Source organism: Agrobacterium sp. 22-226-1 (assembly GCF_053522345.1).
In genome coordinates this window covers 108,623-123,978 of record NZ_JBNWCP010000001.1, presented here as the reverse complement: position 1 = coordinate 123,978, position 15,356 = coordinate 108,623, and the positions used below count along the sequence as shown (strand labels likewise).

The 15,356-nt window shown below is 60.5% G+C and carries 17 protein-coding genes; 16 read left to right on the top strand and 1 reads right to left on the bottom strand.

Annotated features, from left to right (window positions below; genetic code table 11):
• Positions 1 to 15 precede the first annotated feature (15 nt).
• Positions 16 to 1,038: a glucokinase gene (locus ACQZ5K_RS00585; RefSeq protein WP_059759115.1), complete on the top strand. Its 1,023-nt coding sequence runs from the start codon at positions 16 to 18 to the stop codon at positions 1,036 to 1,038.
• A 126-nt stretch (positions 1,039 to 1,164) separates the two neighbouring features.
• Positions 1,165 to 1,992, top strand: coding sequence for a 4-hydroxy-tetrahydrodipicolinate reductase (dapB, locus tag ACQZ5K_RS00580; protein WP_035240383.1), 828 nt, complete (start codon positions 1,165 to 1,167; stop codon positions 1,990 to 1,992).
• 9 nt (positions 1,993 to 2,001) lie between these two features.
• Here the strand turns inward: dapB and phnF are convergent, their stop codons facing one another.
• Positions 2,002 to 2,739: a phosphonate metabolism transcriptional regulator PhnF gene (gene phnF, locus ACQZ5K_RS00575; RefSeq protein WP_448739377.1), complete on the bottom strand. Its 738-nt coding sequence runs from the start codon at positions 2,737 to 2,739 to the stop codon at positions 2,002 to 2,004.
• An 82-nt stretch (positions 2,740 to 2,821) separates the two neighbouring features.
• On the opposite strand from phnF, the gene phnG reads away from it, so the two are divergent.
• The 14 genes from phnG to phnN all read left to right on the top strand — a co-directional run bounded on the left by phnG (position 2,822) and on the right by phnN (position 15,329).
• Entirely contained in the window at positions 2,822 to 3,283 is a 462-nt protein-coding gene (phnG, locus tag ACQZ5K_RS00570) for a phosphonate C-P lyase system protein PhnG (protein ID WP_448739376.1), read from the top strand.
• Complete coding sequence (phnH, locus tag ACQZ5K_RS00565) at positions 3,283 to 3,891, top strand: phosphonate C-P lyase system protein PhnH (protein WP_448739375.1); 609 nt, start codon at positions 3,283 to 3,285, stop codon at positions 3,889 to 3,891. The genes phnG and phnH overlap by 1 nt, the downstream gene beginning before the upstream one ends.
• 1 nt (position 3,892) lies before the next feature.
• The gene (locus ACQZ5K_RS00560) at positions 3,893 to 5,002 is read left to right on the top strand and encodes a carbon-phosphorus lyase complex subunit PhnI (protein WP_448739374.1); all 1,110 of its coding nucleotides are present in this window, start codon (positions 3,893 to 3,895) and stop codon (positions 5,000 to 5,002) included.
• 133 nt (positions 5,003 to 5,135) lie between these two features.
• Entirely contained in the window at positions 5,136 to 6,038 is a 903-nt protein-coding gene (locus ACQZ5K_RS00555) for an alpha-D-ribose 1-methylphosphonate 5-phosphate C-P-lyase PhnJ (RefSeq protein WP_065654731.1), read from the top strand.
• Positions 6,035 to 6,811, top strand: coding sequence for a phosphonate C-P lyase system protein PhnK (gene phnK, locus ACQZ5K_RS00550; RefSeq protein ID WP_003524419.1), 777 nt, complete (start codon positions 6,035 to 6,037; stop codon positions 6,809 to 6,811). Before ACQZ5K_RS00555 ends, phnK begins: the two co-directional genes overlap by 4 nt.
• Before the next feature lie 4 nt (positions 6,812 to 6,815).
• Positions 6,816 to 7,523 (top strand): phosphonate C-P lyase system protein PhnL, encoded by a 708-nt coding sequence (phnL, locus tag ACQZ5K_RS00545; protein ID WP_448739373.1) that lies wholly within the window; start codon positions 6,816 to 6,818, stop codon positions 7,521 to 7,523.
• Positions 7,520 to 8,137, top strand: a complete 618-nt coding sequence (locus ACQZ5K_RS00540; RefSeq protein WP_448739372.1) for a transferase hexapeptide repeat family protein — start codon at positions 7,520 to 7,522, stop codon at positions 8,135 to 8,137. The genes phnL and ACQZ5K_RS00540 overlap by 4 nt, the downstream gene beginning before the upstream one ends.
• Before the next feature lie 234 nt (positions 8,138 to 8,371).
• Positions 8,372 to 9,232, top strand: coding sequence for a phosphonate ABC transporter ATP-binding protein (gene phnC / locus ACQZ5K_RS00535; protein WP_448739371.1), 861 nt, complete (start codon positions 8,372 to 8,374; stop codon positions 9,230 to 9,232).
• 85 nt (positions 9,233 to 9,317) lie between these two features.
• A complete protein-coding gene (phnD, locus tag ACQZ5K_RS00530; protein WP_448737123.1) occupies positions 9,318 to 10,223 on the top strand; it encodes a phosphonate ABC transporter substrate-binding protein in 906 nt (301 codons plus the stop codon).
• Between the two features lie 71 nt (positions 10,224 to 10,294).
• Positions 10,295 to 11,281 (top strand): phosphonate ABC transporter, permease protein PhnE, encoded by a 987-nt coding sequence (gene phnE, locus ACQZ5K_RS00525; RefSeq protein ID WP_003524411.1) that lies wholly within the window; start codon positions 10,295 to 10,297, stop codon positions 11,279 to 11,281.
• Entirely contained in the window at positions 11,281 to 12,630 is a 1,350-nt protein-coding gene (gene phnE, locus ACQZ5K_RS00520; RefSeq protein ID WP_448739370.1) for a phosphonate ABC transporter, permease protein PhnE, read from the top strand. Before phnE (ACQZ5K_RS00525) ends, phnE (ACQZ5K_RS00520) begins: the two co-directional genes overlap by 1 nt.
• Before the next feature lie 271 nt (positions 12,631 to 12,901).
• Positions 12,902 to 13,600: a DUF1045 domain-containing protein gene (locus ACQZ5K_RS00515; RefSeq protein ID WP_448739369.1), complete on the top strand. Its 699-nt coding sequence runs from the start codon at positions 12,902 to 12,904 to the stop codon at positions 13,598 to 13,600.
• A complete protein-coding gene (locus ACQZ5K_RS00510; protein WP_080791792.1) occupies positions 13,597 to 14,733 on the top strand; it encodes an alpha-D-ribose 1-methylphosphonate 5-triphosphate diphosphatase in 1,137 nt (378 codons plus the stop codon). Before ACQZ5K_RS00515 ends, ACQZ5K_RS00510 begins: the two co-directional genes overlap by 4 nt.
• Entirely contained in the window at positions 14,730 to 15,329 is a 600-nt protein-coding gene (phnN, locus tag ACQZ5K_RS00505) for a phosphonate metabolism protein/1,5-bisphosphokinase (PRPP-forming) PhnN (RefSeq protein ID WP_448739368.1), read from the top strand. The genes ACQZ5K_RS00510 and phnN overlap by 4 nt, the downstream gene beginning before the upstream one ends.
• Positions 15,330 to 15,356 lie beyond the last annotated feature (27 nt).

The following is a 15,356-nucleotide window of genomic DNA, read 5'->3' as shown; positions in this document are numbered from 1 at the left end:
AACATGGAACAGGCAATGCCGAAGACGTCCGATACCGAATATCTGTCCTTTCCGATCCTTCTTGGCGACATCGGCGGCACCAATGCCCGCTTTTCCATTCTGATCGATTCCTTTGCCGAACCGGTGCACCTCACCACCGTGAAGACGGCGGAATATCCGACCATCGACGACGCCATCCAGCAGGCAGTTCTGGACAAGACCTCGCTCCAGCCGGTCTCGACCATTCTTGCGATTGCCGGCCCGATCGAAGGTGACGAGATTCCCCTCACCAACTGCCATTGGGTCGTCAGGCCGAAGGACATGCTGGCCAATCTCGGCCTGAAGGATGTCATCGTCATCAACGACTTCGAGGCGCAGGCTCTGGCGATTGCAGCGCTTGACGACGACAACCGCGAATCCATCGGCTCCGGCCGCAAGGATGTGCTGGCGTCGCGCGTCGTTCTTGGACCGGGCACGGGACTTGGTGTCGCCGGGCTGGTTTACGCCCGCCATATGTGGTTCCCGGTGCCCGGCGAAGGCGGCCATATCGATATCGGCCCGAGAAGCGCGCGTGACTATGCGGTTTTCCCGCATATCGAAACCATCGAGGGCCGTGTCGCCGGGGAGCAGATCCTGTGCGGGCGCGGGCTTGTCAATCTTTACCGAGCCGTCTGCACCGCCGATGGCATCGAGCCTGTCTTTTCCGATCCGGCCGACATTACCTCGCAAGGCCTTTCGGGCGAGAACCGGCAGGCGAAAGAGACCCTGTCCCTTTTCAGCACCTATCTCGGCCGCGTGGCCGGTGACCTCGCGCTGATATTCATGGCGAAGGGCGGTGTCTATCTGGCCGGCGGCATTTCGCAGAAGATCATCCCGGCGCTGAAGAGCCCGGAATTCCGGGCCGCCTTCGAAGACAAGGCGCCGCACAGCGCACTGATGCGGACCATTCCCACCTTCGTCGTCACCCATCCGCAGGCGGCGCTTTCCGGGCTTGCCACCTATTCGAGAACGCCGTCCGATTTCGGCCTGTCGCTGGACGGACGACGCTGGAGGGCTTGATCGCCCTGCCTGTTCTTATGTGATGCTTGCGAAGCGGGCGGGCGGTCTTTAACGTCGCTGTAGAAAACATCAATCGACAGATACCGGCGGATCTCGATCCGTCCGAGATGAAAAGTGAGTGACAGCATGGGCAGCAGCGGCATGAAACTGGTGGTGGTCGGCGCGGCGGGCCGCATGGGACAGGCGCTGATCCGCCTTATTCACCAGACGCCCGGCGTCCAGCTGCATGCCGCCGTCGCGCGCGAAGGCTCGGCCTTTGTCGGCCGCGATGCGGGCGAGATCGCGGGGCTCGGCCCGATCGGCGTCGAGATCACCAGCGATCCGTTGCAGGCATTTCTGCATGCGGAAGGGGTGATCGATTTCACTTCGCCGGCAACCAGCGTCACCTTTGCCGGCCTCGCCGCGCAGGCCCGCATCGTGCATGTGATCGGCACCACGGGCTGCTCACCGGCGGACGAGGAAAAATTCAAGGCCGCATCGCGTCATGCGCGCATCGTCAAGTCGGGCAATATGAGCCTCGGCGTCAACCTGCTCAGTGTTCTCACACAGCAGGCGGCGCAGGCGCTGGATGCGCAGAACTGGGATATCGAAATCCTTGAAATGCACCACAAGCACAAGGTGGATGCGCCCTCAGGCACCGCCCTTCTGCTCGGCGAGGCGGCGGCGGCGGGCCGCAAGGTCGATCTCACCACATCGTCCGTTCGCGTGCGCGACGGGCATACGGGTGCGCGTGAAGCGGGGACCATCGGTTTTGCCACGCTGCGTGGCGGCTCGGTGATCGGCGAACACTCGGTGATCTTCGCCGGAGAGGGCGAGCGCGTGGAGCTTTCGCATTATGCCGGCGACCGCTCCATTTTTGCACGCGGCGCGATTGCTGCAGCCGTCTGGGCCTTCGACAAGAAGCCGGGCTTCTATTCGATGCTGGATGTGCTGGGGCTTTCGCAGGCGGAGTAAGCTTTCGGCTTAATTCTCCACCGTGAATTCGACCGTATCGGCCGAAAAACGGCTGATGGCATATTGCACCGGTACGCCATCCATATCGGCATTCAGCGCCTGGGTGACGAGCAGAATTGCACCCGGCGACAGCTCCAGATCGGCCAGATCCTGCGTGTCGGCATGGCTGGCGGAGATGACGGTGGAAATACGCACGTAATCCGCCACCCCCAGCATATTGAAGGCAGCCGTAATCGAGCCGCTTTTAAGATAGGCCTCACCTATTCCGGCGAAACGATCCGCCGGGAACCATGTGGTCGAACGGGAAACCGGGCGGTTATCGGCCTTGCGCAGCGTTTCGAGACGTATGAGCTGTGCACCCGCCGGCAATTGCAGCCGCGCCGCCAGATCGGCATTTGCCGGTTCGGTCGTATGGGACAGAAGCAGCGCTTCCATTTCCTTGACCTGATCGGCGATCCCCGCCGTGAACCGTGTGCGCCGTGAGATCGGAAAACTCAGGCGCTCCTTGCGGGCGATCATGGTGCCACGCCCCTGCACCGGCTCGAGGATGCCTTCACTGGCGAGTGCGGCAATGGCGCTTCGGACGGTATGACGGTTGACGCCGAATTTTTCGGCCAGCGCCATTTCCGGCGGCAACATGCCGGTTTCATCGTGATCGCCCGCCGCGATCTCGCCTCTGATCCTGTCGGCGATCTGCCGCCAGAGCGCCACGCCGTTCTTTCTTTTCATCGCTGCCGAAGGGCCCATGTCACACGCTTGTCATTCACGAACGTTAAATGTACCTTATATTGTATAGTTGTCTATATCAATAGACATTAGAGGTCAAGCGATGATTCACGAAACTGCAGACTTGCATGCAGACAGAAAGCGGGTGGCGGCGCTTCTTGCCCGCGCCACCGTGCAGGAACTCGAAACCGTCTGGAACCGGCAGGATGAGAGTCCCCGGACGGAAAATGTGCGCGGGCCGGAAACCGGCCTCGTCATGGTCAAGGGCCGCATCGGCGGCGGCGGTGCGCCCTTCAATCTGGGTGAGACGACCGTGACCCGGGCAACCGTCAAGCTTGCCTCGGGCACCGTCGGTCACGCCCATGTTCTCGGCACCGGCCGTAAGAAGGCCTGGTACGCCGCCGTTTTCGATGCGCTCTGGCAGGAAAGCCCGACCCGCGGCTTTGTCGAGACCGAGCTTCTTTCACCGGTCGAGAAACGACTGGCCGAAGAGAAGGACAGGAAAACAAAAGAGACCGCCGCTACCCGGGTCGATTTCTTCACCATGGTTCGAGGAGAGGATTGATGAGCGTCAAGGCCGAAGTATTGACGGGCGGTTTTTCCGATGCCGTCTTCGATTCCCAACGGATTTTCAAGAAACTCATGGATGGCATGGCCCGGCCGGGCACGCCGCAGACAATCGAAACCGCGGTCGCCCCGCCATCGCCTCTCGCCCTCGCCACCGGCGCGGTTCTGCTGGCGCTCTGCGATCACGATACGCCGGTCTGGCTGAGCGGCGCGCTACGAAAAACCACCGTCCCCGGCTGGATCGGATTTCATACCGGTGCGGTCCCGACCGAAGAAAAAAGCGTAGCGCATTTCGCCGTCATCGAAGCGGGCAGCGCCATAGCCTCCTTCGGTCTCTTCGCCCAGGGAAGTCAGGAATATCCCGACCGCTCCACCACGCTCATCATCGAGTTGCCTGATCTGGATGGGGGACGGGAATTGCTGCTCTCCGGCCCCGGTATCCGCCACGTCAACATCATCAGCCCCACCGGCCTGCCGGACATATTCCCGAGACTGTGGGCGGAGAACAACGCCATTTTCCCGCGCGGCGTCGACGTCATCCTGACATCCGCCGACAGATTTGTCTGCCTGCCGCGCACGACGCGCATTCAACCCGTGGAGGCGTAAGATGTATGTTGCTGTCAAAGGCGGGGAAACCGCCATTGCCAACGCCCACCGGCTTCTTGCCGACAAGCGGCGCGGAGACCGTGACCTGCCAGCGATGACGGTGTCGCAGATCGTTTCGCAGCTTTCGCTCGCCGTCGACCGGGTTATGGCGGAAGCGTCTCTTTACGATCAGTCGCTAGCAGCCCTTGCCGTCAAGCAAGCCCGCGGCGACATGATCGAGGCCATCTTCCTGCTGCGCGCCTATCGCACGACGCTGCCGCGTTTCGGTTATTCGGTTCCGGTCGATACCGCTGACATGACGGTGCAGCGGCGCGTTTCCGCGACCTACAAGGATTTGCCGGGCGGGCAATTGCTCGGGCCGACCTTCGATTACACCCATCGCCTGCTCGATCCTTCGCTTCTCGAGGACGAGGCCGTTGAGACAGCCACCCAGCGCGAAGGCGAGCCGGAACATGTCATGCGGGTTTCCGATATTCTGGCGCAAGAGGGACTGATCGAAACTGACGGCGATATGCCGGCTGACCATATTGCCGGCGACCTGACGCGGGAGCCGATGGAATTTCCAATGCCGCGTGACCTGCGCCTGCAATCGCTGGCGCGTGGTGATGAGGGTTTCCTTCTGGCGCTCGCTTATTCGACGCAGCGCGGTTACGGCCGCACCCATCCGTTCGTCGGTGAAATCCGCATCGGCGAGGTGGAGGTGGAACTGGAGGTGCCGGAACTCGGCTTTGCCGTCTCGCTTGGCGACATACAGGTCACCGAATGCCAGATGGTCAACCAATTCAAGGGTTCGGTCAAGGCGCCGCCGCAATTCACACGCGGCTACGGTCTGGTGTTCGGCCAGAGCGAGCGCAAGGCGATGGCCATGTCGCTGGTCGACCGGGCGCTGCGGGCAGGCGAATTCGGCGAGGACGTCGTGGCCCCCGCGCAGGACGAGGAATTCGTCATTTCACACGCCGACAACGTTCAGGCGACGGGTTTCGTCGAACATCTGAAACTGCCGCATTACGTGGATTTTCAGGCCGAACTCGGTCTGGTCAGGAAAATGCGTGCCGATTTCGAGGCGGTCAACGCCAATGGCGCGGAGTGGATGGGCGATGCGGCCGAATAGCTCAGCGGCTGTGCTGCTCGCCAAACCAGTAAGCGCAAAAGACGGTCGATGCTGCAAACACAGCAAAGAACACGGCTGCAAAAATTCCAATCTCCATGAGCTTGTACTCCTTTTTTCACAAGGCTAACGCGCAATGCTTGAAGAAGTTTCATTTGACGACGGGCTGGCTGCCTACAACTTCGCCTACCTGGACGAACAGACCAAGCGAATGATCCGCCGGGCGATCCTGAAAGCCATCGCCATTCCCGGTTATCAGGTTCCCTTCGCTTCCCGCGAAATGCCCATGCCCTATGGCTGGGGCACCGGCGGCGTGCAGGTAACCGCCTCCATTCTCGGCCCGGACGATGTGCTGAAGGTTATCGACCAGGGCGCGGACGACACGACCAATGCGGTTTCCATCCGCGCCTTCTTCCAGAAGGTGGCGAATGTTGCCGTCACCACCCGCACCAAGGATGCAACCATCATCCAGACGCGGCACCGCATTCCGGAAGAAGAACTGCATTCGGGTCAGGTCCTCGTCTATCAGGTTCCCATTCCCGAGCCCTTGCGCTTCCTCGAACCGCGTGAGACCGAAACGCGCGTCATGCACGCGCTGGAGGAATACGGCCTGATGCACGTCAAGCTTTACGAGGATATCGCCCGCAACGGACGCATCTCCACCACCTATGCCTATCCGGTGAAGGTGGCCGGGCGTTATGTGATGGATCCGTCGCCTACCCCGAAATTCGACAATCCGAAAATGCATCTCTCGGACGCCCTGCAGCTCTTCGGCGCAGGACGCGAAAAGCGCATCTATGCCGTGCCGCCCTATACCGACGTCGTCAGCCTCGATTTCGAGGACCATCCCTTCGAAATCCAGCGCTTCGACAAGCCCTGCGCGCTGTGCGGTGCGGAGAATGTCTATCTGGACGAGGTGGTGCTTGATGATAAGGGCGGGCGGATGTTCGTCTGCTCCGATACCGACCATTGCGAGGACCGCCGCGCCCATGGCCACAAAGGCCACCTGCTGGCGGATGTGAAGGAGGCCGCAGAATGAGCGACGCACCGCTTCTGAAAGTCAGGGACGTTTCCAAATATTATGGCGACCGCGCCGGCTGCCGCAATGTCTCCTTCGAGCTTTATCCCGGCGAGGTGCTTGCCATCGTCGGCGAATCCGGTTCCGGCAAGACCACGCTTCTCAACTGCATTTCCACCCGGCTGATGCCGACGGCGGGCAGCGTGGAATATCGCATGCGCGACGGTTCGGTGCGTGACCTCTATCATATGGGCGAGGCCGAACGGCGTTTTCTGATGCGGACCGACTGGGGTTTCGTGCACCAGAACCCGGCGGACGGGCTGCGCATGGCGGTTTCGGCCGGCGCCAATGTCGGCGAGCGGCTGATGGCCGTCGGCAACCGGCATTACGGCAACATAAGGCAATCGGCCAGCGAATGGTTGGAACGGGTGGAAATCGGCACCGACCGCATCGACGACCAGCCGCGCGCCTTTTCCGGCGGCATGCGGCAGCGCCTGCAGATCGCCCGCAACCTCGTCACCTCGCCGCGCCTCGTCTTCATGGACGAACCGACCGGCGGCCTCGATGTTTCCGTGCAGGCGCGCCTGCTCGATCTGGTCCGCGGTCTCGTCAACGATCTCGGTCTCGCCGTCGTCGTCGTCACCCATGATCTGGCGGTGGCGCGGCTGCTTTCCCATCGCATGATGGTGATGAAGGGCGGCGATGTCATCGAACATGGTCTGACCGACCGGGTGCTGGACGACCCGCGCGAGCCCTACACGCAATTGCTTGTTTCCTCTATTCTGCAGGTTTGACGCCATGCCGACGCCTCTTATCGTTTCGGAAGTCTTCAAAAGCTTCACCATGCATCTTCGCGACGGTATCGAATTGCCCGTTGTGCGCGATGTCAATTTCTCCGTTTGCGGCGGCGAATGTGTCGTGCTCGGCGGTCCCTCCGGCATCGGCAAAAGCTCGATCCTGAAAATGCTCTATGGCAACTACGCCATCGACAGCGGGCAGATTCTCGTTCGTCATGAGGGCCAGGTCATCGATATCGGTAACGCCTCGCCGCGCACGATCCTCGATATCCGTCACCGCACCATCGGTTATGTCAGCCAGTTCCTGCGCACCGTGCCGCGTGTCGCTGCCATAGATGTCGTCGCCGAACCGCTTCTGGCGCGCAAGGTTGCCGCCGATGAAGCCCGCGAACACGCAGCCATGCTGCTTTCGAAGCTCAACCTGCCACGGGAACTATGGTCACTGCCGCCGGCGACCTTTTCGGGCGGCGAACAGCAGCGCGTGAATATCGCGCGCGGCTTCATCACCGACCATGCGATCCTGCTTCTCGATGAACCGACAGCCTCGCTGGACGCCCTTAACCGGCGTGTCGTCGTCGATATGATTGTCGAGAAAAAACAGAAGGGCACGGCACTGCTCGGCATTTTCCATGACGAGGAGGTACGGGAGGCCGTGGCCGACCGCATTCTGGACGTCTCACAGTTTTCTCCCAGAAAGGCAGCGGCATGAGCGTCAAGGTCGGTCTGGAACCGGTCATCCATGAGACCGCCCGTGTCAGCAACTCCTCGATCGGCCGCTATACCGAAATTTCGGAACGCTGCCGCATAGAGGAGGTCGAGATGGGCGACTACTCCTATGTGATGCAGGATGGCGCGATCTGGTGCGCCACCATCGGCAAATTCGTCAACATCGCCGCCTCCGTCCGCATTAACGCCACCAATCACCCGATGCAGCGGGCGACGCTGCATCACTTCACCTATCGTGCCCACAACTATTGGGACGATGCGGAGGATGAGACGGACTTCTTTGCCGCCCGCCGCGCCAAGCGCGTCGTCATCGGCCACGATGTGTGGATCGGCCATGGTGCGACGATCCTGCCCGGCGTCACGGTGGGAAACGGCGCGGTGATCGGGGCGGGTGCAGTCGTCTCAAAAGACGTCGCGCCCTATACCATCGTTGGCGGCGTGCCCGCCCGGCCGATCCGGGAACGCTTCCCGGCGGAACTGGGCCGGCAAATGGATAATCTGAAGTGGTGGGACTGGGACCACGCGGCATTGCGCGTCGCTCTCGAGGATTTCCGTAATCTGGACGCCGAGGATTTCGTCGCGAAATATGGCGGATGAAATCTCCCTCTGCCGAACACCTGCAAATCCCGGGGCACCCCCGGGATTTTTGTTTATGCGATCAAAAAAGACACGCAGATTTGAACGGTCCAAGATTCCTCCCGAAAGCTTTGTCGGCGAACAGGCGGATGCGATATCCGTGAAATCTGTAATATTTTATTCATCAAACTGACATCCACACTTCACGCACCGCTGTTACGCCGAACCCCGTCAAAAAGAAGATTGGACGGGGAAATGAGCTTTCACCTGAAGCAAGTCACGCGCCGTTTCGGCAACCACACTGCGGTCGATTCCGTGAATGTCGAAATTCCGCAGGGCCAGATGGTTGGCGTTATCGGACGCTCGGGTGCGGGAAAATCGACGCTGCTGCGCATGATCAACCGCCTCGTCGATCCGTCCTCGGGTTCCATCCATTTCAACGACAAGGAAGTTTCGGCGCTGAAAGGCGCGGTGCTGCGCAGCTGGCAGCGCGACTGCGCCATGATTTTCCAGCAGTTCAATCTGGTGCCGCGCCTCGATGTGCTCACCAATGTCATGCTCGGTCGCCTCAATCACCGCTCGACGGCGCTCAGCCTGTTCAACATCTTCACCAATGACGAGCGCCTGATGGCGATCGCCGCCCTGGAAAGGCTTGGCATCGAGCATGTGGCCATGCAGGCTGCCGGCACGCTTTCCGGCGGCCAGCAGCAGCGCGTCGCCATCGCCCGCGCCCTGATGCAGTCTCCGAAGATGGTTCTGGCCGATGAGCCTATCGCTTCCCTCGACCCGCTGAACGCCAAGATCGTGATGGATGCGCTGCGCGACATCAACGAACGCGAAGGCATTACGGTCATCACCAACCTGCATACGCTGGATACGGCGCGCAATTATTGCGAACGCATCATCGGCATGTCTCAGGGCCGCGTCGTCTTCGACGGAACCCCTACTGAGCTGACGGCTGCGGCCGTCACGGAGATTTACGGAACCGATTCTCAAGGGTCCGGCATCGACGAGACGATGACCTCGACCAGCATCAATATTCCCGGCGCGCAGCTTCCCGCGCGTCCGGTGCAGCAATCTGCCGGCCCCGAACCGCTCGCTCTCGCCGGGCTCTGAGGAACCGCTCAGCATCGTTTGCGCCCGCGTCAAGGGCCGATATTTCACAACAAACTCCGGCTCGCCGGGAAACAGGAGAAAGTCCATGTTGAAGAAAGTCCTTCTTTCGGCAGTCGCCCTTGGCGTTCTGGCCGGTTCCGCCATGGCTCAGGACGTCAAGGTCCTGCGTATCGGTCTCGACGGTTCCGAGAACGAAGCCGACATGATCCGCAGCACGAAATGCGTTGCCGATGGCCTGAAGGCCGCGACCGGCGTTTCGGAAGTTCAGGTTTTCCCGTCGCCGGACTATAACGGCGTCATCCAGGGCCTGCTCGGCGGCACCATCGACATCGCGTCCATGGGCGCTTCCTCCTACGCCAAGATCGCGCTCGCAGACCCCAAGGCCGTCGATCCGATCCTGACCTATACGGGTTCTGACGGTTCCAGCGGTTATTACACCATCATGGTTGCCCGCAAGGACAGCGGCATCAAGAAGCTGGCAGACGCCAAGGGCAAGAAGATCGGTTTCGCCGATCCTGACTCCACCTCCGGCTTCCTCGTTCCGAACGTCGCTATCCCAAAGGAAACCGGCACGCCGATCAAGGAATTTTTCGCTGAAACCGGCTTCGGCGGCGGCCATGAGAACCTCGTTCTCGCCGTTCTCGACAAGAAGTTCGACGTTGGCACCACCTTCGGTTCGGGCGTTGGCAAGTGGGAAGAGGGCTATTCCGGCGGCAACCTTCACCAGATGGTGAAGAAGGGCAACCTCGACATGGACGATATCGTCGAAGTCTGGAAGTCGCCGCTGATCCCGAACGGCCCGCTGATGGTCGCCAACAAGCTCGGCGACAACATGAAGAAGAAGGTCGAAGACTTCTTCATGGAACTGCCGAAGAAGGACCTCGCCTGCTTCCAGGGTTACACGCAGGGCAAGAACACCGCCTACATCAAGGTCGATCCGTCCTTCTACCAGACGATTATCGACGCCCGTAAGTCCGTTATCGGCGGCTGATCCTGACGGAATGTTCTGAAAGCGGCGGTGCCCTATGGCATCGCCGCTTTTGCCAATAAAGGAAAAGCGGCATGGCGACCACACTGCAACAGGGTACCCTCACGCCCGAGGGATTGAGCGCATCGTCCCGAACGGTCATGCGTCATTATCAACAGCAGCTTGCGACGCGGCGGGTCTATACCGTCATTTCGCTCGTGGTCTTTCTAATCATTCTCGCGGCATCGCTGAATTTCGCCAACGAGGCAAATTCAGGCAAGTTCTTCGAGCGCCTGCCATATTTCTTCGATTTTCTAAAAACGTTTGTGCCGGATAGCCCGCTTGAAATCTTCCGTGCAATGTTCGATCTGCCGTCGCCCTATGACAATGGCTCGATGAAATACAATTACGTCGCGGATCGCGTCTATGTCACCGACAGCTTTTACATCCCGCATTTCATTTACCAGCTGATCATCACCCTCAACATCGCATTGGTGTCGACGATCATCGGCACAAGCTTCGCCTTCGTGCTCTGCTTCTTCGCCTCCACCAATCTCGTCGGCGCCGGTCTCGTGCGCTTTGTGGTGCGCCGGGTCATGGAAGTGCTGCGCGCCTTCCCGGAAATCGTCGTCGCCGGGCTGTTGACCGCCATTCTATCCATCGGTCCAATCGCCGCGATTATCGCGATTTCTGTCCACACGATCGGCGCTTTGGGCAAGCTGTTCTTCGAAGTGGTGGAAAATGCCGACATGAAGCCCGATGAAGGCCTGCGCGCCGCTGGCGCCAACTGGCTGGAGCGGGTGCGCTTCGCCATCGTGCCGCAGGTTCTGCCCAATTTCGTGTCCTATGCGCTGCTGCGCGCCGAAATCAACGTGCGTGCCTCCACCATCATCGGTGCCGTGGGCGGCGGCGGTATCGGCGAGGTCTTCCGGCTTTCGATCGGTAACGATCATGCCTCCAAGACCTATGCCATCATCATCCTTCTGCTGATCACCATCATCGCCGTCGACCAGTTTTCCGGCTGGCTGCGCCGCAGGCTGATCGGCCATCAATCCTTCGAATTCGGACGGGGAGCGGCCTGATGTCGTCCAGCTTCATTCTCAACACCGCCGACCGCGAGAGATTGGCGGCCGCGCATCCGCACGTGTTCAATCGCGGTTTTATGCAGCGATATGGTCTGCTCGTCGGCCTTCTCACTGTCACCTTTTATCTCATCGGCTGCTTTTTCTTCTTCAATGTCGGTCCGGCCTTCATGCAGGGTCGGTGGGATCGTGCCTCGAGTTATGTTCAGGACTGGTATTCCTGGCGCGCCCAGCCGCGCCTGCGTTTCGAAGACGGCAAGGTGGAGCCGCAATGGTCCAGCCGCGGGCAATATCCGGTTGATGCAAAGATCGACTGGCTGCAGCCCCTGCCGGGTGGTGGCTACAGCGTCGTTTATGCGGGCATGGAAAATCGCCTCGACGTGACCCCGACCCGGGTGGATGTCTATGTCGACGGCAAGAATTATCCCGTCATCATCAATGGAGAACAGGCCCGGGCATCCGACGACGTGCCGCAGGAAATCCAGCAGGACGGCAACAAGGTTCTCGTGCATTTTGGTTTTGCCGGACAGGCGGAAATCCGCACCAGTCAGGTCTATGTCCAGCGTCGGTTCCTCGGATGGGCGAATTTCCTGTTCGACACCAAATCGGAATTCTGGGGCAAGGGCTATGGTGAACTCGCCGCTCTCGCGCTGTGGGGAGAAAGGCTCGATCCCGAGCGCTCCAATATCGGCCACATGGTGGATGATTTCCTCGACAACAGCGTCTGGCAGCATGCCGATATTCTTTCCAAGCTAATGCAGACGCTGGTTATGGCCTTTGTGGGCACGCTGTTCGGCACGCTCATCGCCCTGCCGCTCGCCTTCATCGCCGCGCGCAACATCACCGCCAACAGGGCCGCAAATTGGGGCATGAAGCGGCTGTTCGACTTTCTGCGTTCCATCGACATGCTGATCTGGGCGCTGTTCTTCACCCGCAGCTTCGGGCCCGGACCGATCCCCGGCATTGCCGCGATCTTCTTCACCGATACCGGTGCGCTCGGCAAGGTCTATGCCGAGGCGCTGGAAAATGTCGACGACAAGCAGCGCGAGGGTGTCAAATCGGTCGGCGCTTCCCCGATTGCGGTCAACCGTTTCGGCGTGCTGCCGCAGGTCCTGCCGGTCTTCATTTCGCAGTCACTCTATTTCTGGGAAAGCAACACCCGCTCCGCCACGATCATCGGCGCGGTGGGCGCGGGCGGCATCGGTCTGAAACTACTGGAGGCGATGGGCACCAATGCCGACTGGGACAAGGTCGCCTATATGGTCCTGCTTATCCTCTTCGTCGTTTTCCTGTTCGACCACATCTCCAATTCGCTGCGTTCACGCCTGATCGGCAAAACACAGCACTAGCTCTGAAGGGATGGAATGGCGAACGTCGTAATGATGTTCGTCATCTCCGCCGGACACTCGCGCAGTCCCGATTTATGCCGGCCGTATCCCGTCATCATCTCCGCCTGTGTCTTCAGCACATTCGGAAGCTTGCCGCATTTCCAATGCGCTTTTTTCCTTCGGCATCATCATTCTGTCACGGAAACCAATTACCTCGCACTCCTGACCTTGCGGGAAGCCGGCGAGTCACGCCAAATAGCTTCTCATCCCTGGTCTCCCATGACACTGAAGAGTGCTTGCCGTGCGCTATGCCATCTATTTTTCTCCGGCTAAAGATCACCCGTTGACTGAGGCAGCGTCACGCTGGCTGGGCCGCAATGCATTTTCCGGCACGCTGCATGACGACCACGACGACTATGCCGACATGACGGAGGAGCCACGCCGTTACGGTTTCCACGCGACCCTGAAGGCTCCTTTCGAGCTTGCCGAAAAATACAGCGAAGCGGAGCTGCTCACGGCCTTCGAAGATTTCGCGGCCAGCCAGTCCACCTTCGAAATTCCGCGTGTCGTCGTCGGTGCACTCGGGCCGTTTTTTGCACTGGTCCCGGACCGCACCTATCAGCCGCTGCAGGATTTTGCCGCCGAGATCGTCGATCATTTCGACCGGTTTCGCGCGCCCCTGTCGGAGACCGATATTGCCCGTCGGCGGCCACAGATGCTGACGGAGAGCCAGCGGCAAAATCTGTCTCTCTGGGGTTATCCGCATGTCATGGATGATTTCCGTTTTCACATGACGCTGACCGGCCGCATCGACGAGAGCGAGCAGCCCGCCATGCACGAGGTGCTTTCGGCGCGGTTTTCCGAATTCACCGATCGACCTCTCAGCATTTCCGGCCTCGCTTTGTTCATTGAAGAAACGCGCGGCGCGCCCTTTACCGTTCATAGCTGGCACCCCCTTGGCCAGCCACCAAAGAAAGATGCGAACCCATGACCGAGCACGCCCTTTCCAATGCCCGTATCGTTCTGGAAGACGATATTATTCTGGGCTCCGTCCTGATCCGTGACGGCAAGATCGCCGATATCAGCGAAGGTGCTTCCAAAACCGGCGAGGACCTCGAAGGTGATTATTTGATCCCGGGTCTGGTAGAACTGCATACCGACCATCTTGAGCAGCATTATTCGCCGCGCCCCGGCGTGATCTGGGACAAGATCGCCGCCATTCAGGCTCATGACGCGCAGGTGGCTGCCTCCGGCATCACCACCGTATTCGACTGCCTGCGGCTCGGTTCGGATGAAGACGGCGGCTTCAAGAAGGGTGAAATGCGCGAAATGGCTGACGCCATCGAGGCCGCGGCGGATCAGAACCGCCTTCGTTCGGATCACCTGCTGCATCTGCGCTGTGAAGTCGCCTCCTCAGATGTGCTGGAACATTTCGAAGACTTCGAAACCGATCCGCGCGTGCGGCTGATTTCGCTGATGGACCACTCCCCGGGGCAGCGCCAGTTCCAGTCGATGGATCAATATATCTTCTATTACCAGAAGAAGCGTGGGCTGAGCGACGAGGCTTTCGCCGAGTTCGTGCGGCGTCGGCAGGCGGCGTCGGCGGAATATTCCGCCAAGCACCGCGATTATCTGGCCGCCCGCTGCGCCGAGCGCGGCATCACCGTTGCAAGCCATGACGACGCCACCGAAGCGCATGTCGGCGAGGCTATCGGCCACGGCGTGAAACTGGCGGAATTCCCCACCAGCGTCGAGGCCGCAAAAGCCTCGCACAGCGCCGGCATGAGCGTGCTGATGGGTGCGCCGAACATCGTTCGCGGCAAGTCCCACTCCGGCAATATCGCCGCCCGCGATCTTGCCGAGATCGGCGTGCTGGATGTTCTTTCTTCCGACTATGTGCCCTTCAGCCTGCTCTTCGCGCCATTCCTGCTCGCCGATCAGGTAGAAGCCATCAGCCTGCCGGAAGCGCTGCGCATGGTCACCGCCACGCCGGCGCGCACCGTCGGCCTTCTTGATCGCGGTCGTATCGCGGCGGGATTGCGGGCCGATCTGGTCCGGGTTCACCGCGAGGATGGTGTGCCGGTCGCCCGTTCCGTCTGGCGTCAGGGCAAGCGCGTGGCATGACCGACGATGGGCAGGATAGCCGGCGCGCGGCATCGCCCGGCACGATGATCGTGATTGTCGGCCCGAGCGGGGCCGGCAAGGACACGTTGATGGACTATGCCGCAGCGCGACTGTGTGGGCGGCCGGGCTTTCACTTCACCCGCCGCGTCATTACCCGCAGCGGCGATGCGGGAGGTGAAAACCACGATGCCGTTTCGATGCACGAGTTCAACCGGCTGGAAGATGCGGGCGCCTTCGCGGTGTCTTGGCAGGCGCATGGGCTGAAATATGGCATCCCGGCCGCTGTCTATCGTCACCTCAATGCGGGAGACGTGGTCATCGCCAACGGTTCGCGTTCCGCCCTGCCGCATTTCGGCACCGCCTTTTCCCGTCTTAAGGTCGTGAACATCGTTGCGCGGCCGGATGTGCTGGCAAGGCGGCTGGAGCAGCGCGGGCGGGAGAGCCGGGACGATATTCTCCGGCGGCTGGAACGCAGCTCGTTGACGGTCGCTGGAGATTTCGACGTTACGACCGTCGATAATAGCGGCGCTATCGAAGATGCCGGCCAAGCCATCATGCAGGTGCTGGAGCAAAGCGCAGACACCGACCGCACTTAAAATCCCGGAGCCGGGCTGCTCGACAAA

Coding starts and splice junctions, on each gene's coding strand:
- ACQZ5K_RS00585 (WP_059759115.1), top strand. CDS start 16: ATGCCGAAGACGTCCGATACCGAATATCTGTCCTTTCCGATCCTTCTT.
- dapB (WP_035240383.1), top strand. CDS start 1,165: ATGGGCAGCAGCGGCATGAAACTGGTGGTGGTCGGCGCGGCGGGCCGC.
- phnF (WP_448739377.1), bottom strand. CDS start 2,739: ATGGGCCCTTCGGCAGCGATGAAAAGAAAGAACGGCGTGGCGCTCTGG.
- phnG (WP_448739376.1), top strand. CDS start 2,822: ATGATTCACGAAACTGCAGACTTGCATGCAGACAGAAAGCGGGTGGCG.
- phnH (WP_448739375.1), top strand. CDS start 3,283: ATGAGCGTCAAGGCCGAAGTATTGACGGGCGGTTTTTCCGATGCCGTC.
- ACQZ5K_RS00560 (WP_448739374.1), top strand. CDS start 3,893: ATGTATGTTGCTGTCAAAGGCGGGGAAACCGCCATTGCCAACGCCCAC.
- ACQZ5K_RS00555 (WP_065654731.1), top strand. CDS start 5,136: ATGCTTGAAGAAGTTTCATTTGACGACGGGCTGGCTGCCTACAACTTC.
- phnK (WP_003524419.1), top strand. CDS start 6,035: ATGAGCGACGCACCGCTTCTGAAAGTCAGGGACGTTTCCAAATATTAT.
- phnL (WP_448739373.1), top strand. CDS start 6,816: ATGCCGACGCCTCTTATCGTTTCGGAAGTCTTCAAAAGCTTCACCATG.
- ACQZ5K_RS00540 (WP_448739372.1), top strand. CDS start 7,520: ATGAGCGTCAAGGTCGGTCTGGAACCGGTCATCCATGAGACCGCCCGT.
- phnC (WP_448739371.1), top strand. CDS start 8,372: ATGAGCTTTCACCTGAAGCAAGTCACGCGCCGTTTCGGCAACCACACT.
- phnD (WP_448737123.1), top strand. CDS start 9,318: ATGTTGAAGAAAGTCCTTCTTTCGGCAGTCGCCCTTGGCGTTCTGGCC.
- phnE (WP_003524411.1), top strand. CDS start 10,295: ATGGCGACCACACTGCAACAGGGTACCCTCACGCCCGAGGGATTGAGC.
- phnE (WP_448739370.1), top strand. CDS start 11,281: ATGTCGTCCAGCTTCATTCTCAACACCGCCGACCGCGAGAGATTGGCG.
- ACQZ5K_RS00510 (WP_080791792.1), top strand. CDS start 13,597: ATGACCGAGCACGCCCTTTCCAATGCCCGTATCGTTCTGGAAGACGAT.
- phnN (WP_448739368.1), top strand. CDS start 14,730: ATGACCGACGATGGGCAGGATAGCCGGCGCGCGGCATCGCCCGGCACG.